Annotated in this window: 23 protein-coding genes and 2 pseudogenes; all 25 read left to right on the top strand. The window is 48.4% G+C overall.

The window, feature by feature from the left end; translation table 11 throughout:
- The first annotated feature begins 625 nt into the window (after window positions 1-625).
- The 25 genes and pseudogenes from DXA36_RS26265 to DXA36_RS26395 all read left to right on the top strand — a co-directional run bounded on the left by DXA36_RS26265 (window position 626) and on the right by DXA36_RS26395 (window position 22,716).
- Window positions 626-934 (top strand): flagellar hook-basal body complex protein FliE, encoded by a 309-nt coding sequence (locus DXA36_RS26265; protein WP_118682253.1) that lies wholly within the window; start codon window positions 626-628, stop codon window positions 932-934.
- Window positions 935-954: 20 nt separating this feature from the next.
- The gene (gene fliF, locus DXA36_RS26270) at window positions 955-2,565 is read left to right on the top strand and encodes a flagellar basal-body MS-ring/collar protein FliF (RefSeq protein WP_118682254.1); all 1,611 of its coding nucleotides are present in this window, start codon (window positions 955-957) and stop codon (window positions 2,563-2,565) included.
- 1 nt (window position 2,566) lies between these two features.
- Window positions 2,567-3,574, top strand: a complete 1,008-nt coding sequence (gene fliG / locus DXA36_RS26275) for a flagellar motor switch protein FliG (protein WP_118682305.1) — start codon at window positions 2,567-2,569, stop codon at window positions 3,572-3,574.
- A complete protein-coding gene (locus DXA36_RS33165) occupies window positions 3,567-3,920 on the top strand; it encodes a hypothetical protein (RefSeq protein WP_182479268.1) in 354 nt (117 codons plus the stop codon). The genes fliG and DXA36_RS33165 overlap by 8 nt, the downstream gene beginning before the upstream one ends.
- On the top strand, window positions 3,901-4,275 hold the full coding sequence (locus DXA36_RS26285) for a TnpV protein (RefSeq protein WP_001129922.1): 375 nt from the start codon (window positions 3,901-3,903) through the stop codon (window positions 4,273-4,275). Before DXA36_RS33165 ends, DXA36_RS26285 begins: the two co-directional genes overlap by 20 nt.
- Window positions 4,276-4,641: 366 nt before the next feature.
- A complete protein-coding gene (gene tet(O), locus DXA36_RS26290; protein WP_000691758.1) occupies window positions 4,642-6,561 on the top strand; it encodes a tetracycline resistance ribosomal protection protein Tet(O) in 1,920 nt (639 codons plus the stop codon).
- Window positions 6,562-6,615: 54 nt separating this feature from the next.
- Window positions 6,616-6,786, top strand: coding sequence for a cysteine-rich KTR domain-containing protein (locus DXA36_RS26295; RefSeq protein ID WP_004614788.1), 171 nt, complete (start codon window positions 6,616-6,618; stop codon window positions 6,784-6,786).
- A 490-nt stretch (window positions 6,787-7,276) separates the two neighbouring features.
- Window positions 7,277-7,786, top strand: coding sequence for a sigma-70 family RNA polymerase sigma factor (locus DXA36_RS26310; RefSeq protein WP_105116765.1), 510 nt, complete (start codon window positions 7,277-7,279; stop codon window positions 7,784-7,786).
- Window positions 7,787-7,880: 94 nt separating this feature from the next.
- On the top strand, window positions 7,881-8,306 hold the full coding sequence (locus DXA36_RS26315; RefSeq protein WP_000323895.1) for a sigma-70 family RNA polymerase sigma factor: 426 nt from the start codon (window positions 7,881-7,883) through the stop codon (window positions 8,304-8,306).
- A gap of 83 nt (window positions 8,307-8,389) precedes the next feature.
- Window positions 8,390-8,864: pseudogene (locus DXA36_RS26320) on the top strand (RNA polymerase sigma factor).
- Window positions 8,865-9,018: 154 nt separating this feature from the next.
- Window positions 9,019-10,051, top strand: a pseudogene (locus DXA36_RS26325) (AAA family ATPase).
- Between the two features lie 517 nt (window positions 10,052-10,568).
- Window positions 10,569-11,534 (top strand): MobV family relaxase, encoded by a 966-nt coding sequence (gene mobV / locus DXA36_RS26330; protein WP_001820668.1) that lies wholly within the window; start codon window positions 10,569-10,571, stop codon window positions 11,532-11,534.
- An 8-nt stretch (window positions 11,535-11,542) separates the two neighbouring features.
- Entirely contained in the window at window positions 11,543-12,397 is an 855-nt protein-coding gene (locus DXA36_RS26335; protein WP_000743700.1) for a ParB/RepB/Spo0J family partition protein, read from the top strand.
- 45 nt (window positions 12,398-12,442) lie between these two features.
- On the top strand, window positions 12,443-12,673 hold the full coding sequence (locus DXA36_RS26340; RefSeq protein ID WP_001206986.1) for a YdbC family protein: 231 nt from the start codon (window positions 12,443-12,445) through the stop codon (window positions 12,671-12,673).
- 71 nt (window positions 12,674-12,744) lie between these two features.
- Complete coding sequence (locus tag DXA36_RS26345) at window positions 12,745-12,936, top strand: hypothetical protein (RefSeq protein WP_001820669.1); 192 nt, start codon at window positions 12,745-12,747, stop codon at window positions 12,934-12,936.
- A gap of 54 nt (window positions 12,937-12,990) precedes the next feature.
- Entirely contained in the window at window positions 12,991-14,847 is a 1,857-nt protein-coding gene (locus tag DXA36_RS26350) for a recombinase family protein (protein ID WP_001820670.1), read from the top strand.
- Between the two features lie 52 nt (window positions 14,848-14,899).
- Window positions 14,900-15,319 carry a FliH/SctL family protein gene (locus DXA36_RS26355; RefSeq protein ID WP_279221566.1) on the top strand — a complete coding sequence of 140 codons (420 nt, stop codon included), beginning with the start codon at window positions 14,900-14,902 and terminating at the stop codon, window positions 15,317-15,319.
- Window positions 15,316-16,626: a FliI/YscN family ATPase gene (locus tag DXA36_RS26360; RefSeq protein WP_118682256.1), complete on the top strand. Its 1,311-nt coding sequence runs from the start codon at window positions 15,316-15,318 to the stop codon at window positions 16,624-16,626. Before DXA36_RS26355 ends, DXA36_RS26360 begins: the two co-directional genes overlap by 4 nt.
- A gap of 10 nt (window positions 16,627-16,636) precedes the next feature.
- Window positions 16,637-17,092, top strand: coding sequence for a flagellar FliJ family protein (locus DXA36_RS26365; RefSeq protein WP_118682257.1), 456 nt, complete (start codon window positions 16,637-16,639; stop codon window positions 17,090-17,092).
- 53 nt (window positions 17,093-17,145) lie between these two features.
- Complete coding sequence (locus DXA36_RS26370; protein ID WP_118682258.1) at window positions 17,146-18,501, top strand: flagellar hook-length control protein FliK; 1,356 nt, start codon at window positions 17,146-17,148, stop codon at window positions 18,499-18,501.
- A 63-nt stretch (window positions 18,502-18,564) separates the two neighbouring features.
- Window positions 18,565-19,323, top strand: a complete 759-nt coding sequence (locus DXA36_RS34110; RefSeq protein WP_118682259.1) for a flagellar hook capping FlgD N-terminal domain-containing protein — start codon at window positions 18,565-18,567, stop codon at window positions 19,321-19,323.
- 21 nt (window positions 19,324-19,344) lie between these two features.
- A complete protein-coding gene (locus DXA36_RS26380) occupies window positions 19,345-19,749 on the top strand; it encodes a TIGR02530 family flagellar biosynthesis protein (protein ID WP_118682260.1) in 405 nt (134 codons plus the stop codon).
- 71 nt (window positions 19,750-19,820) lie between these two features.
- Complete coding sequence (locus DXA36_RS26385) at window positions 19,821-21,530, top strand: flagellar hook protein FlgE (protein ID WP_118682261.1); 1,710 nt, start codon at window positions 19,821-19,823, stop codon at window positions 21,528-21,530.
- Between the two features lie 32 nt (window positions 21,531-21,562).
- Window positions 21,563-21,772 (top strand): flagellar FlbD family protein, encoded by a 210-nt coding sequence (locus DXA36_RS26390; RefSeq protein WP_118682262.1) that lies wholly within the window; start codon window positions 21,563-21,565, stop codon window positions 21,770-21,772.
- Window positions 21,773-21,849: 77 nt separating this feature from the next.
- Entirely contained in the window at window positions 21,850-22,716 is an 867-nt protein-coding gene (locus tag DXA36_RS26395; protein ID WP_118682263.1) for a motility protein A, read from the top strand.
- The last annotated feature ends 3 nt before the right edge of the window (window positions 22,717-22,719 follow it).

Raw genomic sequence — 22,719 nt, forward strand, 5'->3', positions numbered from 1 at the left:
TAATGTTGCCAGTTCACCCGGCTTCGGGTTTTCATAATTCACTTGACACTACCGTCTGTGTTTTCTTTAATATAACAGATGCGGGTGGAAAAGTCCTTAAATAGGAATTGTCTGTTTCTTAACGGATTCTTAAATGATCTGGTAAAATGGCGTGGTCTGCAGGAAAATGCCCGTCCGGATGGGAAAGGAAAAACAGGAGCAGAAACGGCGGACGGAACGTTTTTTGTATAAAACAAACGTTATTACGTATTTTTGCGCGCCCTGTGAATTCAGAACGGAACCTGTTTCCATTCTGTTGGAAAAAGCACATCAGATGGGAGTTACACACCTTCCTGTTTTGTGGTATTTAGGAAAATAAGGTAACACACTTCCTGCTTTTAAACGGAATTAAGATAATAAAATGGTAACTATTGATTGATATACAAAAATATTATAATTAAAATAAAGTTAAAAGTGCCCGGAAAACTATAAATTTCAAATAAAAATATGGAAAAATCTGTTATATCTTATAAAAAAATAAAAAAATGTTTTGAAAAATTTGTTGAAATTAGTAAAAAACGCTTTTTCTATTGAGAAAATATTATATAATAAGACAATATTCTACATATGATAAGAGGTGTAATTAATGTTTATTGTTCCGATAACAAAGCTGGAACCTTCGTTTTCCCTGGAGGAATTGAGAAAAACCGAAGATAACCAACCGTCATCCGGCAAGAAAGCATTCGGCAGTTTCCTGATGGAAGCGATAGAAGAAGCGGATCAGGCGCTTCAGGAAACTTCAGAAATGGACACAAAGCTGTCCCTTGGTGAGACAGACGATCTGCATACCGTTATGATTCAGGCGGAGCAGACAGCGGCGGCTGTGGAGTTTACCACCCAGCTGACCAGCAAAGCGGTAAACGCATACAATCAGATAATGGGGATGCAGGTATAAACTTGTTGTGGTGGAGATAGATGAGTATAAAAGATAAGATGAAGGCTAAGGTAGAGAGCAATAAGAACCTTAACCGCTTTTTGGGTGGAAGGAATCTTGTTCTTGCCGCCGGTATTGCTGTTGCTGTCGTGGTTGCACTGGGAGCAGCGGTTTTTCTTAATGTTAAGAATAAGGGAAGATACGAGGTGTTATTCCCGGGAATATCCGTAGATGAGAATACGGAAGTATATACGGTGCTCAGAAGCCGCGGAGTGGATGCGAAACGAAATGAATCGGGGGAGGTGACCGTACCCGAAGAAGAATTGGGAGATATCATGCTTGATATGTCCCTTTTGGGGTATCCCAAAACAGCCCTGCCTTTCAATATTTTTTCTGACAACACAGGCTTTACGACAACGGAATTTGAAAAGAAGCAGTATCTGCTTCTGAACCTCCAGGATCGTCTGGAGCGGACGCTGAAGGACATGAGCGGAATTTCCAATGCCATCGTGACGCTGAATGTTTCTGACGACAGTATCTACGTCTGGGATGAACAAAGCTCGGACAGCACGGGTTCTGTTTCTTTGACGTTGATCCCTTCTTATGAATTATCCCCGGAAAAAGTTGCCGCCATCAAAAAGCTGGTGGCGAACAGCGTGCCGAGACTGCTGCCGGAAAATGTTACGATCATCAATGCGGCCACCATGGAAGAACTGCAGGGGCAGAGCCTTGACAGCGGAAGCTATTACGGGCTGGATCGTCTGGATTTCGAATCCAAGGTGGAGAAGCGTCTGGAAGACAAGATCATGAATGTCCTGACCCTGGCCTATAAACCCAGCCAGATCCGCGTTTCCGCCACCGTGGTGATCGACTATGACAAGATGATTACGGAAAATATGCAGTATGTGCCCCAGTCAGACGGCAACGGGGTGATCGGCCGGTCGGAGGAGAGCAAATCCCAGGGATCCGTCCAGGGAGCCGGCGGCGTGGCCGGGGAGGAAAATAATACGGATATCCCTGCTTACGGGACGTCCGGCAGCGGACAGGGCGGGACGCAGTCGGAGGAATATTATAATAATGTAGACTATCTGGTGGGATATATCAAACAGCAGATAGAAAAGGATAACGTGAAGCTGCAGAAAGCAACCGTTTCGGTTACCGTGAATGACAATAACCTCACGGAAAACCGGAAGCAGCAGCTGATAGATACCGTATCCAAAGCGGCTAACATCGCCCCGGAGGATATTGTCATTACCAGCTTCCGGCAGACGGAGGTTCAGCCGGAAATCATTCAGCCCGAGAAAAAAGAAAACGAACCGGAAGGAATTGTATGGGACAGGGATCTGCTGTTTCTAGCGGGAGCCGGGGGGCTTCTCCTTCTGCTGCTGCTGTTTTTGTTCATTCACAGATATAGAAAACATACCCGGGAAGATGATGCCATGTTTGCCCAGGCGGAAAACCAGAGGAATGCGGCTTCCGTCCTGGAACGGGCAGGCGAGGAGGCTGTTGTGAACAGTATAGGAACCGGGGAACCGGAGCCCGGTGTGGCAGCAAATGATAATCCTATGGAGCAGGTCCGGAATTTTGCAAAGGCCAATCCGGAAATTATTGCTACTATGATTAAGTCATTGCTGAAGGAAGGAAATGAATGATATGGAAACAGAAGGAAGGAGCGCTGCCGAAAGGGCGGCGGCAGTGATATCCGTCATTGGGGTGGAAAATGCATCCGAGGTGCTGCGCCACCTTTCCGAAGGAGAGATCGAACAGCTGTCTGTGGAGCTGTCCCGTCTGCCCAAGCTTTCCAATGGAGAGCTGGAAGAGATTTCAAAGGATTTCTATGATTGCTGTGTGACGGAAAAGGTGATTACCAGCGGAGGCCGGGAATATGCCAAGGAGGTACTGGAAAAGGCCTTCGGGCAGCAGCAGGCCAGAAGCATGATGGATCGGGTCAGCAAAGCCCTTCATACCAAGTCCTTTGCATTTATCCGGAAAATAGATTATAAGTCCCTTATGAGTGTGATACAGAACGAACATCCCCAGACGCTGGCATTTATCCTGTCTTATGCCAACGCGGAGCAGGCTTCCAAAATCATCGCGGAACTGCCGGGGGAAACCCGGATTGATGTGGTGGAACGCATAGCCGGTATGGAAAGGGCCTATCCGCCTATCGTCAAAGTGGTGGAGGAAGTGGTCCGGGGGAAAATAGGGGTTTCCGCTACGGAAGACGCCATGGAACTGGGCGGATTGAATTATGTGGCTGATGTGATGAACCACGTGGACCGCAGTACGGAAAAAGATATTTTTGATGAATTAAACATCAAGAATCCCCGTTTGGCGGAAGGTGTGAGAAAACTCATGTTTGTATTTGAAGATATAGCCTATCTGGATCCCATGTCTATCCAGCGTTTTATCAGGGATACGGATTCCAGGGATCTGGCTGTGGCCCTCAAGGTGGCGAACCGGGATGTAACCAACGCTATTTTTTCCAATATGTCTACCCGTATGAGGGAAAGCATACAGACGGATATGAATTTCCTGCATAATATCCGTATGAGCTCGGTGGAAGAGGCGCAGCAGAGGATTGTCTCCACCATCCGGAGGCTTGAGGAGGAAGGGGAAATCGTGATTTCCAAAGATGGAAAGGATGAAGTAATTGTCTAGAATTATAAAGTCCGGTCAGGCCGTGTACCAGGATCTGGAGGTGGCTGTATATGAGGAATACTCAGGCTTGCAGGAGCAGGAGGATACGGCACCGCACCCGGAAGAAAGCTACACGCTGATTTCGGAAGAAAAAAGACATATCCTGGAGCATGCCAGAAACCAGGCCAGGGAATCCATGGCGGAAATACTCACGGAAGCCTATGCCCAGCGGGATAAGATTATGAATACCGCGGAGGAAGAGGCTGTGAGGATACGCACCCGGGCCAGGGATGTAGGACGGATTTTGCGGACATTCAAAATAAAAAAGAATGTGGAGGTAACAGACAATGGCAAAATCATTATTTGAGGAACTGGGCGGCAAATACGAAAGGCAAGGGGATTATTTGATACCGTGCTTAACTGTACCCGCCGAAGAAGAACAGGCAATAGGCATCTGGGGGCAACGGCATTTAGATTATCTAAAACAGTACCGTAAAGTTACATACACCAATCTTCTTACAAGCGGCAGGCTAAACGCCTACCTTGCCGACATCAACAGACAGGCACAGGAACGCTTTGAAAGGCTCATAGAGGGTATGAAACAGGCACAGGGCATAACGGAACAGCTAAAGGCAGAAAACGCCTTAGAATGGACAGGATGCCTCAATAACATAAGGGCTTGTGCGAGGGAGATTGTGGAAAAGGAAATTATTTTTGCATAAACAGATGATTAGTGGCAGGGGGAAATCCTGCCGCTTTTTCTGCTTTAGTTTGTCAGCTTGACAAATAAAGGGTTAAGGAATATAATTAGATTCAGTATTATACAAGGAGTTAATAAATATGCGGCAAGGTATTCTTAAATAAACTGTCAATTTGATAGTGGGAACAAAAAGTAGCAGTCCCGTTTCACTTTTAATATGGGGCTTAGTTTTTTGTACCCAGTTTAAGAATACTTTTATCATGTAATTTTATATGCCCGAAAACATATAAGTGTTTTGGGGCTATTGGAGTTATTTACCCAGTGATAGGAGTATTTATCACTGGGTATTTTTATGCCCTTTTTTGGGTGTTGATAGGAGGAAAATCACATGAAAATAATTAACTTAGGCATTCTGGCTCACGTTGACGCAGGAAAGACAACATTAACGGAAAGTTTATTGTATACCAGTGGTGCAATTGCAGAACTAGGGAGCGTAGATGAAGGCACAACAAGGACAGATACAATGAATTTGGAGCGTCAAAGGGGAATCACTATCCAGACAGCAGTGACATCTTTTCAGTGGGAGGATGTAAAAGTCAACATTATAGATACGCCAGGCCATATGGATTTTTTGGCGGAAGTATACCGTTCTTTATCCGTATTAGACGGAGCAGTATTATTAGTTTCTGCAAAGGATGGCATACAGGCACAGACCCGTATACTGTTTCATGCACTACAGATAATGAAGATTCCGACAATTTTTTTCATCAATAAAATTGACCAAGAGGGGATTGATTTGCCAATGGTATATCGGGAAATGAAAGCAAAGCTTTCTTCGGAAATTATAGTGAAGCAAAAGGTTGGGCAGCATCCCCATATAAATGTAACGGACAATGACGATATGGAACAGTGGGATGCGGTAATTATGGGAAACGATGAACTATTAGAGAAATATATGTCAGGGAAACCGTTTAAAATGTCAGAACTGGAACAGGAAGAAAACAGGAGATTCCAAAACGGAACGTTATTTCCCGTTTATCACGGAAGCGCTAAAAACAATCTGGGGATTCGGCAGCTTATAGAAGTAATTGCCAGTAAATTTTATTCATCAACGCCTGAAGGTCAATCTGAACTATGCGGGCAGGTTTTTAAGATTGAATATTCAGAGAAAAGGCGGCGTTTTGTTTATGTGCGTATATATAGCGGAACATTGCATTTGAGGGATGTTATTAGAATATCTGAAAAAGAGAAAATAAAAATCACAGAGATGTGTGTTCCGACAAACGGTGAATTATATTCATCCGATACAGCCTGCTCTGGTGATATTGTAATTTTACCAAATGATGTTTTGCAGCTAAACAGTATTTTGGGGAACGAAATACTGTTGCCGCAGAGAAAATTTATTGAAAATCCTCTCCCTATGCTCCAAACAACGATTGCAGTAAAGAAATCTGAACAGCGGGAAATATTGCTTGGGGCACTTACAGAAATTTCAGATGGCGACCCTCTTTTAAAATATTATGTGGATACTACAACGCATGAGATTATACTTTCTTTTTTGGGGAATGTGCAGATGGAAGTCATTTGTGCCATCCTTGAGGAAAAATATCATGTGGAGGCAGAAATAAAAGAGCCTACTGTTATATATATGGAAAGACCGCTTAGAAAAGCAGAATATACCATCCACATAGAAGTCCCGCCAAATCCTTTCTGGGCTTCTGTCGGGTTGTCCATAGAGCCGCTCCCTATTGGAAGCGGAGTGCAGTATGAAAGCAGAGTTTCACTTGGATATTTAAATCAATCGTTCCAAAATGCGGTTATGGAGGGGGTTCTTTATGGCTGCGAGCAGGGGCTGTATGGATGGAAAGTGACAGACTGTAAAATCTGTTTTGAATATGGATTGTATTATAGTCCTGTAAGTACCCCCGCAGACTTTCGGCTGCTTTCCCCTATCGTATTGGAGCAGGCTTTAAAAAAAGCAGGGACAGAACTATTAGAGCCATATCTCCACTTTGAAATTTATGCACCGCAGGAATATCTCTCACGGGCGTATCATGATGCTCCAAGGTATTGTGCAGATATTGTAAGTACTCAGATAAAGAATGACGAGGTCATTCTGAAAGGAGAAATCCCTGCTAGATGTATTCAAGAATACAGGAACGATTTAACTTATTTCACAAATGGGCAGGGAGTCTGCTTGACAGAGTTAAAAGGATACCAGCCAGCTATTGGTAAATTTATTTGCCAACCCCGCCGCCCGAATAGCCGTATAGATAAGGTTCGGCATATGTTCCACAAGTTAGCTTAACAGCTTGCAAAAGTCATATAAAATGAGATTTGAAAGGATTAGAGACTAATTATGATGAAATGCGAATGGATATTGTGTCCTGTTTGTGGGAGCAAAACCCGTAATAAAATTAGGAAGGACACTGTTTTGGAGAATTATCCCCTTTATTGTCCAAAATGCAGACAAGAAAGATTGATTAAAGTTGACAACTTGAAGATAACTGTCATCAAAGAGCCAGACGCTTAAGACGCAGAGCCGATGAAATTGTGGAACAATTCACGAATCATCGGCTCTTTTTGTTTCGTATTTGAAAGAACAAACTCACCAAATAAAAAAAACGATATTCGGGTGGGTTATTTTGTTATACCCTAAATTACCCTCTGAATTTGTTTTTAAATTTGGAGGGATTTTTTTATGTCCTTTTTTCGGGCAGTTATCTATCTGCTCATACGAAGCAAAATTTATCAATACATAGCATATCAGAGAACGGCAGGAAACCAGTTAAAAAAATTTCTGCCAGTGCAACGGTACTTCTCACCTTGAAAGTAGAAGTACAATCTCCATACAATAGAATTACTATTTCCTATAACCGTAAAGGTCACAGAGCCTTTGCGGTTTTTCTTTTGTCGATTTTTGTTGGAAAGTGCCGTAGGGCTGTTTCTGATATGCGGTGTCGTTCTCCGCCTCTCCATCTGGATTTTTTACATTTCAAAAATTCAGATGGGAGGTATTTATGGTGAAATATGCACCAAGAAAGGTATATATCAGAGAAAGTGGCGGCTATGTGGAATTATCCTACACGGAGTTCTGCCGTTGCAGGGAATCCGACCAGACCTATATGGACAAGCTGTTTATCCCCATTCAAGGCTGTCTGCTTGAAGTCGTGAGGGAGCAATACACAGACTTCTACCGTGACAAGGAACGGTGGCGTTATCTGCAAAAATTAGATACAAAGAATAGACTGCTATCTCTCGACGGATTTACGGACAGCGAGGGGAATCCTCTGGACTTTATCACTGATGAAGCGGTGGACATTGCAGAAACCGTTGTCAATGCGGTCATGGTGGACAGGCTGAAAGCCGCCCTGCCTTTGCTGTCGGATAGTGAACAGGAGCTGATACAGGCAATCTTTTTTGACGGACTTTCCGAGCGTGAAGTCGGGGCGAGGTTGGGCATAACCCAGAGCGTTGTAAACAAACGCAAAGCCAGAATCCTAATAAAACTAAGAAAGATAATAGAAAATTAAAATTTAAGGCGTTCAGCCCCCTTGTTTTTTCCTTTGGGAAGATGAGGGGGCTTTTCTCTGCCCTCTCAATCAATTCTGATTGGAGGAAGTAAGAATGGCATACAACCACGGACGGGAGGACAGGAAATGGCGTATCTGGAAAGAAGCGGAGGAAAAGCTGCTGCGTGAGTGCGGCGTTGATGAAGCGACCATTGAGCAGATACGCATGGCGGACAGGGCAGACTTCAATTCCAACAGGCGGTTTTACCGATGGACGAATGACGTTGCGGAATATCTTGAGGACATGGCAGGCAGGGAGCGGCAGGCGGAAGTGGGTACGGTTGCGGAGTTACTGGAAGAGATTGAGAGCGAAAATCTCTATCAAGTATTAGTCACGGTGGACGGGCGTACCTTGAAAATCGTCCTGCTGAAAATGCAGGGGTATTCCACAAAGGAGATTGCCCCGCTTGTGCATTTGACGACTGGTGCCATCTATGCGAGGTTAGACCATCTGCGGAAGAAGCTGCGGAAAATTTTATAGCTTCTAAAACAGCCTGCCATCCTGCGGGCTACTGGGTGAGGGATGGAAATCCCCTCACTCATTTTTTGCAGGAGGACAACAGGATGGCATACAGGGTTAAGGCATACACGCTTCGGGAGGAATCCACGGAAAGCGGCACAAGGTATTTTATCAGCTTTAAGGACGGGCAGGGCAAATCCCACGAGTTGGAAGTGTCGGAACAGTTCTTTATGGAGTTTCGGCAGATGGAGCGCAGGAACAGGAATCTTTTCTAATGGGACGAGCGGCACAGGGAGTTTAACGAGGTATGGGACGAAACCCTTTACAGACGGGCGTTGCGTGTGCCTAAGAGCCTTGATGAACGCATGGTTGAGGAAGAACGGAATGAAACGCTCTATAAGGCGGTTGGGAGCCTTCCAGAGATACAAAGGCGGCGTTTCCTGCTCTACTACGAGTATGAGTTCAATTTTTACCAAATCGCCGCTATGGAGCATTGCACCGCTTCGGCAATACAGAAATCTGTTGCGATTGCAAAGGAGAAAGTAAAGGCGGAAATTGAAGAAATATCTCCAACCGTGACCGACACCGCCCGAAAAAGAAATCTGTTTTTTATTTGTGTGGGATTGGCGGCATTACATACTCTCACTTTTTTCCGTGGGAGTAAATCTATTTTTAAGGAGGTCAACGCCTATGTGCAACGAAAACAAAGACACCGCCCGAAAGGAGGAAAGCCATGCAGAAGTTACAGACAGTCAACGCCGAAACGCTCCTTTATGAACCGCTTGAGAAACCATCCTTTGTGGTGGACAGCCTTATCCCGACAGGCTTATCGCTGTTCTGCGGCTCACAGAAGATAGGCAAAAGCTGGCTCATGCTGAAGCTATGCTTATGCGTGTCGCAGGGAATCCCTTTATGGGATATGCCGACAATGGAGGGCGATGTGCTTTACCTCTGCCTTGAGGACACGTTCTGCCGCATACAGGACAGGTTATTTCGTTTGACGGACGAAGCAAGCGGGCGGCTCCACTTTGCCGTGGCAAGCTGCAAGCTGTCAGACGGTCTTATCGTGCAGCTTGAAGATTATCTGAAAGATTACCCAGACAGCAGGCTCATTGTCATTGATACCTTGCAGAAAGTCCGTACAGCTTCAAAAGACAATGCCTATGCAAGCGACTATGGGGACATCTCCCTCATCAAAGACTTTGCCGACAGGCACTCTCTGGCGGTCATTGTCGTACACCACATCCGAAAGCAGAATGACAGCGACGTGTTCAACAAGGTGTCTGGGACGACAGGATTAACGGGGAGTGCGGACGCTACCTTTGTTCTGGAAAAGGAGAAACGTGCGTCTGACACCGCCAAGCTGTATGTGACGGGCAGGGACACGCCTTATCAGGAATACACGCTGCGTTTCCGTGATTGCCGTTGGGAGCTTGTGGAGCGGAAAACGCAGGAGCAGCTTGCGAAAGAAACGATACCAGATGTCCTTTTTCGGTTGGTGGATTTTATGAGGGATAAGGAAGAATGGATAGGCACGGCAACGGAACTGTTAGCCGCTATGGGGGAAACGGAAACCATACCCACGGTGATTACGAAATGGCTGAATGAATACCGCACCACATTTTTAAGCGAGAACCGTATCTGCTACCAGTACAGCCGCAGGAAAGACGGCAGGCGGATTGCCCTTGCAAGGAGGGCGGGTGACAGCGGTGATGGTGGTGACAGCGATATTAGGATACCCCCCTGTTACTGTCATTGACGCTTAAAGCCATGTAAAGCTGGCGGCTCTGCCCTGCGGGTGACAGCAGTGACGGTGGTGACAGTGATTTTAGGATACCCTGCCGCTGTCATCCCTACGGGAGAACACCCCGTAAACGCAAAATGCAGGCGTGAGATTTACTCGCCCTTTTCGGTCGTGTAAAACCACCCCTGCGGTCAGAAAAATCATTCCGATTTTTCCGACTGCGTTTACAGGGTGTAACACACTACACTTTGCCCTGCAAAGTCGTGTGCCAGACGTTCCCTCTGGACTCCCTTAAGGCAGGGCTGTGCCCTGCTATCCTACGCCTTACGGCTTCGGATAAAAGAATGGCGGCATGACGGTGACGGCTCTTGCGAGGGGGGTATCCCAAAAACACCGTCATCATCGACATGACCGTCATGCAGGGGGTGAGGGTGACAGTTGCGGCAGTCGGCAGGGGGTATCCCAAAACTGCTGTCACCACCGTCACCGCTGTCACCCCAAAGGACGGTCACCCGCCGAAAGAAAGGAGGAATCCGCCTATGCCTTATGCAATCCTGCGTTTCCAGAAACGAAAAGCGGGCGGCGTTGCGGCTTGTGAACGCCACAACGAGCGGAAGAAAGAAGCCTACAAAAGCAACCCAGATATAGATATGGAACGCTCTAAAAACAATTACCATCTCATAGCACCACCAAAGTACACCTACAAGAAAGAGATTAACCGCATGGTAGCCGAAGCGGGGTGCAGGACAAGGAAAGACAGCGTGATGATGGTGGAAACGCTCATCACAGCTTCACCAGAATTTATGAACCAGTTACCGCCCGAAGAACAAAAAGCGTATTTCCAGACGGCTCTTGACTTCATTTCGGAGCGTGTTGGAAAGCAGAATATCCTCTCCGCTGTCGTCCATATGGACGAGAGAACGCCCCATATGCACCTCTGCTTTGTGCCGATTACGCCAGACAATAAGCTGTCAGCGAAAGCTATCTTAGGCAACCAGAAATCATTATCCGAGTGGCAGACCGCCTACCATGAGCGGATGTCCTCACGGTGGAATCAGCTTGAACGGGGGCAGTCCTCAATGGAAACCAAGCGGAAACACGTCCCCACATGGCTCTATAAATTAGGCGGCAGGCTTGATAAACAGTATGAAGAAATCGTGTCTGCCCTATCCGACATCAACGCCTTTAACGCAGGGAAGAAAAGGGATAAAGCGTTAGATTTACTCTCTGCATGGCTGCCAGACGTGGAGAAATTCTCTAAGGAAATCGGGAAACAGCAGGCGTATATCGACAGTTTGAAAGAGAGAATTGGGCAGGAATCAGACTATGCGGGGCGTATGCGTGATGAAAAGTACGAGCAGGAACTAAAGGTGCAGAAAGCGAATCAGAAGATATTTGAATTGCAGAGAACCAACGAGCAGATGGGGCGGCTGCTGTCAAAAATACCGCCCGAAGTGTTGGAAGAATTGCAGAAAAATCATAGAAGCAGAGCGAAAGAAAGGTAGATATGTGAATGAAGAAACAGGATTTTAAGGTGTTAAAGACCAAAGACTTGTACCCGTTCCCCGACAATCCGTTTCATGTGGCAGAAGATGAAACACTGTCAGAGTTAGCGGAAAGCATCAAGGAATTTGGCATTGTCACGCCGATAATCACACGCCCGAAAGAGGACGGGGACGGTTATGAAGTGATTGCAGGACAGCGGCGTGTCCGTGCTTCTGAACTTGCAGGGATAAATACCGTGCCTGCGTTTGTCCTGCCCTTAGACCGTGACCGAGCCATCATCACCCTTGTAGACAGCAATTTGCAGCGTGAGAATATCCTGCCATCGGAGCGGGCGTTTGCTTACAAGATGAAATCCGAAGCCATGAAGCGGCAGGGTTTCCGCACAGACTTAACCTCGTCACAAGTTGTGACGAAGTTGCGGACGGACGACAAGGTGGCACAGGGCTTCGGCGTGGGCAGGATGACCGTGCAGCGTTTTATCCGCCTGACGGAACTGATACCGCCGATTTTGCAGATGGTGGACGAGGGGAAAATCGCCCTCACGCCTGCGGTGGAACTGTCCTTCTTGAAGAAAGACGAGCAGGAAAACCTCTTTGCCACGATGGAGAGCGAAGAAGCAACGCCCTCACTCTCACAGGCACAGCGGATGAAACAGTTAAGCCAGAGCGGGCGGCTTGACATGGATACGATATTTGCGATTATGACGGAGGAAAAGGGCAACCAGAAAGAAACCTTGAAAATCAACACAAGCAAGCTGAAAAAATACTTTCCGAAGAACACAACGCCGAAGCAGATGGAGGAAACCATCATCAAACTTTTGGAGCGTGAGTTGCAGAGGAAACGCAACCGTGACAGCCGCTAATCTTCTTTTTTCGGGAAGTAAATACAGAGAGTTGAGGTATGGAGAATGAGAGAAATCCAGTATGAAATCGTAAAGGAAATCGCAGTATTGTCTACGGGCGACAGTGGCTACACAAAGGAAATCAATCTCATTTCATGGAATGGGAAAGAGCCGAAGTATGACATCCGCAGCTTTTCCCCGAACCGTGAAAAGTGCGGCAAGGGAATCACGCTGAACGCTGATGAAGCGGCGGCACTCCTTAAAGCATTACAGAAAGAATTAAACAGCGAGGATTAATGGTATCTGATTGGCAGGGCGGGGACATTTCCAAACTCTTCCCTGCCCTGTCTGGAAAGGAAGATTTAAGTATGGGCGAGGATAAGAAAGCAGATAAAAAGAGAAAGCGTATCGTGCCAAAAGCACCAGTGCAGATGATAATCAGCCGTGAATATGTCGGCACACAGACCGTTACAGAAGCGTTTGTCCCGATTATCTCCGAGGATATTCGGAAGAAGATTGCCGAGGGCGACACCTTCGACAATGAGGGGCTGTCCGCTTAGAATGTACGCAATGGGACATGAAAACAGATAGGACAGATACGGAGGTTTTACAGTATGGCAGGAATCAAAGAAGAAAAGAAAATCTATTTAGTCGGCATTTATTGCCGCTTATCTAAAGACGATGGTACGGATAACGAGAGTGCGAGCATTGCGACACAGAAATCCATCCTCACGGATTATGTGAAAAAGCAGGGATGGCACATAGCAAAAACGTATGTGGACGATGGTTATTCTGGTACAAATTTCCAAAGACCAAGTTTCCAGAATATGATAAAAGACATTGAAAGCGGTCTGATAAACTGCGTGATTACGAAAGATTTATCCCGTCTGGGGAGAAACTATCTTGATTGTGGGTTATATCTGGAAGTTTTCTTCCCAGAGCATAACGTGAGGTATATAGCGGTCAATGACGGCGTAGATACCTTGAATAAATCTGCTATGGACATCACGCCTTTCCGCAACATTTTAAACGAAATGTATGCCGCTGACATATCTGTTAAGATAAAATCGGCATATCGGGCGAGGTTTCAACAGGGGAAATTCATGGGAACTACCGCCCCTTATGGCTATATCAAAGACCCTGCCGACCACAACCATCTGCTGATAGATGATAAAGTGGCACATGTTGTAAAAGAGATATTCGACCTTGCATTAAAAGGGAATGGAGTTGCCAAAATTTGCAGACATCTTAATAAACAGCATATCCTACGCCCTGCCGCTTATGCGGCGGAGCGTGGCGAAACAGGCTTTGAACGTCATTTTGAGGGGAACGAGGACAAACGCTATATTTGGAGTGGGAACAGCGTGAGGAGCATTTTAAGAAGCCCGATATATGCGGGAAATCTTGTAGGCTACAAACGGATTGCCGCCAATATGAAAAGCAAGAAACGCCCCTCTAAGCTGCCCGAAGAATGGGAAGTGATACCCAATACCCATGAGGGAATAGTCACGCAGGAGGAATTTGATATTGTCCAACAGCTTATTACAAGTCGTAGGCTTCCACAGAACAAGGGAGGATTTGTAAATATTTTTGCAGGCGTTATCAAGTGTGTGGACTGCGGATGTGCTCTGCGGGCAATGAACGTACACAGGAGGAAACGCCCAGAGATTATCGACTGTGTACAGTATTCATGTAATAATTATGCAAGAAACGGAAGAAGCGAGTGTAGTGCCCACAATATAGAAGCAAGGGATTTATTCAATGCCGTTCTTGCCGACATCAACTGTTTTGCGGATATGGCAGTGAATGATGAAAAGGCGGTCAGGGCCATAGAAAAGCGGCTCACGGAAACAGACCAGAGCAGGGCGAAAGCATTAGAGAAAGAACGTAAGAAGCTGAACAAACGCCTTGCGGAACTGGACAGGCTGTTTTCCTCTCTCTACGAGGATAAGGTCATGGAGCGTATTACCGAGCGGAATTTTGAGATGATGTCGGGGAAATACCAGAAAGAGCAGCTTGAAATTGAAGCAAGGCTGAAAGAGGTGACGGAAACTCTTAATGAAAGCTACGAGAAATCACGGGGAATCCGTGACTTCCTCGCCCTTATCCGAAATTATCAAGGCTTAAAAGAACTGGATGCAACAGTTATAAACGCACTCATAGACAAGATACTTGTTTCGGAGCGTGAGAAGATGGCAGACGGAACAGTGAAGCAGGAAATCAAGATTTACTATAAATTCATCGGCTTTGTCGATGAATTACATATCATACCTACAAAACGGTGGGCAGCAATGCCCGCTAAAAATTGTACGGTGTGCGGCGTTGAATATGTCCCGGGCTCTGGTGCATCAAGGTATTGTCCTGCTTGTGCCAAGAAGATACGGAGGGAGAAATCAAACGAGAGCAAACGCAGGAGCAGAGAACAGAAAAGGATAGCATGTATGAACTGTCCGCAAAAAATGACCGACTGAAGAAGGACATGCACAGGGACTGGAGGAAGCCTTATCCTCTGTAGAGGAACTGCTGACCGGCCTCCGGCAGGAGATAAAGGACATATACGCACAGATGGAAACACAGGCGGAGGATATCCGGGGCCGGATCGTGGAGCTGTCACTGGATATTGCAGGCAAGATTCTGGAAAAACGAATCGAAGAGGACAGCGGGGAAATGGCAGAGCTGGTTAAGCAGGCGATTCTGACGGAACGGGATAAAAAGAAGATTGACGTACATATTTCCGCAAAGGCTGTGGAGCTTGCGGAGAAACTGGATAAAGAACTGGAACCGCTGCAGGAAAAATACGGTAGCACCATACGCCTGAAGAAAGAGGAAGGACCTCTGGATCGGGTCCGTATTGAAACAAGCGATGGATACCTGGATGCTTCCGTATTTGGACAGCTGGAGCAGCTGAAAGAGCAGCTTTCCTCTCTGGAGGGCCGGATATGAAGACAGATTCAGACAAGGCCCGCGAATATCTGAGAAGGGCGGATCTGTATACCTATATGGGGCGGATCGATAAAATAGTAGGAACCACCGTGGAGGCCACCGGCCCGGAATGCCGCATTGGGGATGTCTGTACGATAGAAGTGGCAGGCAGCGCCCGCAGGATGGCCGCTGAAGTGGTGGGTTTCCGGGAAAACAAGGTTCTGCTGATGCCCTATGAGGATATTGAAGGAATCGGTTATGGGAGTGCTGTCCGCAATACCGGCAGCAAGCTGTTGATTCCGGTTGCGGACAGCCTGATCGGGCGCACGGTGGATGCCCTGGGCCAGCCAATTGACGGCGGGCCTTCCATAGAACAGCCGGCATTTTACCCGATTACCGGTGTATCTTCCAATCCCATGGAACGGCCTCCTATTGATACGGCTATCCAGATGGGAGTAAAAGCGATAGACGGCCTGCTTACGATAGGAAAGGGCCAGAGGATGGGAATCTTCGCCGGAAGCGGTGTGGGGAAGAGTACACTGATGGGGATGATAGCCAAAAACGTAAAAGCGGATGTGAATGTAATTGCGCTGGTGGGGGAACGAAGCCGTGAGGTGGTGGAATTCATTAACCGTGATCTGGGGGAGGAAGGACTGAAGCGTTCGGTCCTGGTGGTGGCAACCTCCAACCAGTCCGCCATGATGCGCGCCAAATGCACGATGACAGCCACCACAATTTCAGAATATTTCCGGGATCAGGGGAAAGATGTGCTTCTTATGATGGATTCCCTGACCCGTTTTGCCATGGCGCAGAGGGAGATCGGACTCAGTATCGGAGAACCGCCCGTAGCCAGGGGTTATACGCCCTCTATATATTCGGAACTGCCCAGGCTGCTGGAACGTTCCGGCAATTTTGAACAGGGCTCCATCACCGGCATATATACCGTGCTGGTGGAAGGAGACGATGCCAACGAACCGATATCCGATACGGTGCGGGGAATTATAGACGGCCATATCATGCTGTCCCGGAAGGTGGCGACCAGCAACCGTTATCCGGCCATTGACATTCTTTCCAGCATCAGCCGTCTGATGAACGAAATCGTACTGCCGGAGCATAAGGCTGCAGCCGGCCGGCTGCGGAAAATGCTTTCCGTTTATGAAAGCAACCTGGATCTGGTATCCATCGGTGCCTATAAAAAAGGAACCAACCCGGAACTGGATGAAGCGCTGGAACGGATCCGCAATATCTATGATTTTCTGCAGCAGAAAACAGACGAAAGTTTTACCCTGGAGGAAACGGTGCTTCAGATGATCAAACTGATGCAGTAGGAGGGAGCCTATGAAGAAATTTATCTTTCCCCTGGAACGGATGCTTAATTTCCAGGAGCAGGATTTAGAAAAAGAACGGGGGGTTATGAGCCGGCTGCTGGCATATAGAAGCCAGCTGGAGGAAAAAAGGCGTATTCTGTCTGCGGAAATGGAACGGGTGCAGAAGGAACGGGAGACGGCCATACGAAAGGGAACCACTGTTTTTGAACTGCGATCCTCCAGTGTTCTGCTTGTCAGCGGAAAAAAGCAGTTGGAGGAGCTTCAGAACGAAAGAATCCGCATAGATGAGGAAATCGAAAAACAACGTCAGGTGGTAGTCAGCGCTTCCCAGGAAGTGAAAAAGCTGGAGAACCTGAAGGACAAACAGTTGGAGGAATACCGCCAGGAAGAAGCCAGGGAGCAGCAGGAGATCATCTCCGAGCATGTTTCCGGCAGTTTTGTTCGGAATGGCGTTTCCTATAGATAATTCCTGCCTCCTGTGGCGGGAATAGAAATACAAAAAGGAAGGTGGTGAAACATATGAATGTACAGGCATTACAGAACACAGGAATGAAAGGAACACAAAAAGGCAGCCGGCTGGATCCGAGAGGCCCCGATTCCTTTATGGAAGTGCTGAATACCCGTCTGGAACAGTCCGCTGCCAATAAGCCCCGGAAAATGGACAGGGAATCCGTATCACAGCCCGTAAAAACGGATCGGGGTCCGCTAAACACCCCGGATAGCGCCGCGGAAAAGGCAGCTCAGGATGCACAGGAAAAAAACGAAGCATCTCTGTCGGAAAATCCCGGCAGGCCCGGGGATACAGTCCCGGATCGGACGGACGAACCCGCGAAGGAACAGGCACAAGCCGCGGCAGGTATTCTGGCGGAGGAACAGCTTATGCAGAACGGCTGGGAGATTCTTCTGCCGGACGGAGCCTTATCCGGGGGTACCGGCGGCGGGGAAGAGATGGTTTCCGGTATCCTGCAGCCGGGGAATGACGTAAGCCGGCTTTTGCCGGGAAAGGAGGAAAATCTGTTATCCGCAGCCGCCATGCCGGCAGAAAACTTCTTTACAGAAGAAGGAAAGAAAACCGGAAAATTGGTGGAAGGAACGCCGGAAGAAGGTATCTTTAGCAAAAGCGGCGATGCCATGAAAGGAGAGACCGCCGGCGGTTTGTCTGCGGACAGGACAGTCCGTGACGGACAGGAAGCTTCCGGGGAGGGAACGTCCTCCTATGGAGACGTACTGAAGGAACAGTCCCGCTTATTAAAGGATCTGGCAGGCCGGGGGAAGGAAGAGACACAGACAGAAACGGCTGACAGCCCTGCAAACAGGGAACCGGACACGGATGCTTTGCAGAAAAAAGTGGACGAGAAGGCCTGGCTGCCCATGGACCGCATGATAGCCGTAAGAGCGGCGGAACGGCCGGAAATAACGGCGGCTTCCGGTACAAAAGCAGAAGCTGTGCCGGTTATGCAGCAGGTGAAAACAGGACTGGAAGAAGGAATGGCAAAGGGGATGAACCATTTTACCATCCGCCTCAAGCCGGAAGGCCTGGGAGAGATTGTAGTCCGTATGGTGACCGAAGGCGGGAAGATATCCATGCGTATCGGGGTGAGCAATGAAGAAACACAGCGCCTGATAAACAGCGAACTGCTTCAGCTTAAGGAAGCCCTGCAGCCTTTGAACGCCCAGGTGCAGGAGGTCTATCACAGCGGCTTCGGCGGTATGGATTCCGCCGGATACCAGCAGGATATGTACCGGCAGCAGAGACAGATGAACGGTATGCTGATGCGCCGTTACGGCGGTACGCAGGCCGGAGAGGAAGAAGATACATCCGCCGACATTCCGGTTTACAGCCGGACGGATGGAAGGCTGTATGCATATATCTGATTAAGCAGCCGATTAAAGTGTTTCAAATGAAGGAATTTCATAAGAAAGGAGGAAGCAGCCCAAATGGCGGTAGACGGTTTGAACAACAGCTATGGTTCTTATACCTCGCCCTATACAAGAGACAGCGGGACGGAAGCAGGCGGGACGGACAGTACCGGGAATGTAATTGACGCGGTCTTTGAAAAGCAATCGGACCGGCAGGTTTCCATCGACGATTTTCTGGTGCTGATGGTGGAGCAGCTTAAAAACCAGGATTTTATGAATCCGGTTGATGATACCCAATATGTGACCCAGCTGGCGCAGTTCACCACTATGCAGCAGATGCAGGAGCTTGCGTATAATGCCAAAAGCACCTATGCCACATCCCTTGTGGGCAAAGACGTGACGGCGGCGAAGATCACCGTTAACGGCGACCTGACGACCACGGAGGGCCCGGTGGAAAAGGTATCCCTGCTGGACGGAGAATACATGATATTTGTAGGAGGCAAAGGATTTACGCTGGATGAGATCATGGAAGTGAAGCCTTCAAGCCAGAGCGACAGCGCCCTGAAAAAAATCAGCAGCCAGCTGGAGGATATGAACAAGATGCTGGACGGCAGGCTGACGGAAGGGTTTGAAAGCGTGCGGAAGGCGGCGGAAAGCGGAATGTCCGGGACGGCGGAGGAAGATAAGACCGGCGGAGTGGACGGAAGCGGCGGGACGAATGACAGCGGAAGTGCGGACGGAAATAGCGGGACGCAGGGAAGCGGAAGCGCGGACGGAAGCGGAGGGACGCAGGAAAGCGGAAACACGGAAGAAACGGACCGCGCGCAGGATGCATAGGAACGGGAAGGAGGATAAGGGATGGATCCGTTACGATATAACCAGTTGCTGCAAAGGCCGATATATACAGGCAATCCCGTTGCTATCCAACAGAACCGGGATGCCGTGGAGTCCCCCGGAGAGGAGCAGCCTTCTTTTCAGACGCTTCTGGAAGAGAGAATCCGGGAAGAAAGCACTGTCGCTTTTTCCAAACATGCCATGGAACGCGTGGTGGAACGGAATGTGGACGTATCCCCCGGGCAGCTGGAACGGCTGAATGAAGGCGTACGGCTGGCGGAAGAAAAGGGGCTGCGGTCGCCTTTGATTCTGATGGATACCACAGCTTTTGTAGTGAATGTACCGAATAACAAGGTAGTTACTGTTGTGAATGACGGCAGCCTGAAGGGTACCGTATTCACCAATATTGATGGAACCGTAATGATATAGCCGGTCCTTTTTTGGAGGCTATCTTACCCCGAATGACGGACGGGTAAGGACGGTGGAAAAGGAGATTTACAATGTTACGATCATTGTATTCAGCGGTGTCCGGTATGAAGGCACACCAGAGTAAGCTTGACGTAATCGGCAATAATATTGCCAATGTCAATACATACGGATTTAAGTCCAGCAGAGGACGATTTACAGATGTATTTTATCAGACACTTCAAAACGCCACAGGCGGAAGCGCTACTATGGGAGGAACCAATGCTTCCCAGATCGGATACGGCACACAGCTGGCAGGTATTGACCTGGACATGAGCCGTTCCGCATTTCAGTCCACCAACAGAGGGCTGGACGTGGCGATCGCCGGAGAAGGTTTTTTCCAGGTACAGGATTCAGACGGTAATATATTCTATACCAGGGCCGGCGCACTTCAAATAGACCCTAACAGCGGTAACCTGACTGATGCCAACGGCTATACGGTATTGGGCGTTTCCGGGGATCCGCTGGGAAAAGGGCCGGGATCCAACAAGATCCATCTCGATATTCCCTCACAGCTTGCCGCAAAAGCGGTAAAAACAGAAACAATTAATGGGATCCGTTATACCCTGACTTCGGAAAAAGCGACGACGGATGCCAATGTGTCCGTGAACTTTGTTGTGGACGATACGCTTCCGGACGGGGCCGACGCCGTTGTTAAGGATACGGAAATAAGCACCGGTTCGATAACGGTCCGGGTCAATGCCAAATCCGTATTCAGCAGCCTTACTGATCTGATGGATAAGGTAAATACGGCCATCACCCAGGCAAACGGCGGTAAAGAGTATCCCACCGGAAAGCTGTCGCTGACGGCGGTGCCGGACGGTGGCCTGTTTCCCGCAGGAGGCCTGACCGGCGCGGAGATCCTGGGCTACAATTTCGATGTGGTTCCCGGAGAAATGACTCTTTCCGCTGCCGATTCGGCCAACAACGGTATTTTTGGGTCCATGCTTGCCAAAACCGTAAGCAGCGTACCCAAATTCACCGCAGAAGGCGACGTGGAATTTAAAGCGGAGTACATCAAAGCAACGGCAGACACGAAGGCGGAATGGAAAATAACGGCTACGGTGGGAAGCGGAGCGGACACAAGAACCTTTGTAGGCCATATTGATTCCTCCAGTACGGCGGCCAATTCCGTACTTTTGAAAGAAAGCCCGGTAAAAGCCGGGGAAGAAGCCGGACAATACATTGAAATGACACACGAAGGTTTTACCAAGCTGTCGGACGAATGGCAGAAGGCCCATGCGGGAGCGGACATCAACACGGAACCAAATCCCGGTATGACCTCCGCCGGGAAAGGGACGGTAACCGCATCCCAGGATTCCAAAGAACTGGGGCTGGGACAGAAGGGCTTCGTCCTGGAGGGCGGTACCGCAGGCGGAACCTTGTCCTCCTCCCAGGTAGGCGTTTCGATTCTGTCAAACGGTGTCATTGAGGTAAACCATCCGGATAAAGGAAAAATCCAGGTGGGACGAATCGACCTCGCCACCTTTGAAAACCCCTATGGTCTGGAGGAGGCGGGCAATTCCTACTTCCAGCAGACGGCCAACTCCGGTACCGCCAAGCTGTGCCAGGCGGGAACCAATGGTTCCGGTGCGCTTCAGTCTTCCGCGCTGGAAATGTCAAATGTGGATATTTCCGCGGAATTTTCAGATATGATAGTGACCCAGAGAGGTTTCCAGGCTAACTCCAGAATTATTACGGTATCCGATACCATTCTGGAGGAGCTGGTGAACCTGAAGAGATAAACAGGACAGAATGAGATAAGGAGAAGGTATCCGTGATTTTCTTAAGAAAACTGAACGGGGAACGGTTTGTACTGAACCCCGACTTAATAGAAATGGTCTCCGAAAATCCGGATACCACAATCCTTCTCACCAACGGCAAGCATCTTATTGTGAAGGAAACAATGGATGAAGTGGTGGAACGGATACGGGAAGAACGAAGGCGTATCGTCCGTGAACTGCTGGGCGGCGCAGGGCCCTCCTGAAGGAGGCCGGAAGGTAACTGTGAGGAAGCAAAACAGTTGCGCCGAAAGAAACAAAAGAGAAAAGGATGTAACAGGTTATGGACTTTTTGTCGGTTATTGGTTTGATTTTGGCAGTTGGAATGGTGCTGTTCGGAATTCTGTTTGATTCCGATACCACCCGGATTGTTTTTGGAAATCTGCATGCTTTCTGGGACTATCCAAGCCTTGCCATAACGGTAGGAGGAACGATTGGCGTCATGATGCTTTCCTTCCCCCCCAGCGCGTTTAAAAAAATAGGAAAGCATATGCAGATTATCTTCAGGCCCCAGCGGTTTGATCCCAGGCTGTCCATCCAGCAGATCGTAGAGCTTGCAACGGAAGCCAGGATGAAAGGGCTGCTGTCCCTGGAGGATAAGCTGAATGAAATTGATGAACCTTTCCTGCATAACAGCCTGATGCTGGTGGTGGATTCCGTAGATTCGGAAAAGGTAAAGGCGGCCATGGAGACGGAGCTGGATCAGCTGGATGCACGTCATGCCCTGGATCGCAGCTTCTATGAAAAGGCGGCAGGTTTCGCGCCGGCCTTCGGTATGATCGGTACGCTTATCGGACTGATTCTGATGCTGGGGAACATGCAGGATGTGAATGCGCTGGCAAGCGGTATGGCGGTGGCGCTTATCACCACATTATACGGATCCCTGCTGGCAAATGTCGTCTGTCTGCCGGTGGCAAGCAAGCTGAAGGCACGCCATGAAGAAGAATTTCTGTGCAAACAGCTGGTCATGGAGGGGGTTATTGCTATCCAGGAGGGAGAGAATCCCAGATATATTGAGGAAAAGCTCTACAAGCTTCTCCCGGCCCATATGAAACGGGTGAATGAGGAAGAAGAGGGAGTGCAGGAAGAAGGCAGGAAGCCCGGACGCTTCGGCAGAAAAAAGAAAAATAATCAGGATAAAAGGAGTTAGGCA

Source organism: Eisenbergiella sp. OF01-20 (assembly GCF_003478085.1).
Lineage (GTDB): Bacteria > Bacillota > Clostridia > Lachnospirales > Lachnospiraceae > Eisenbergiella.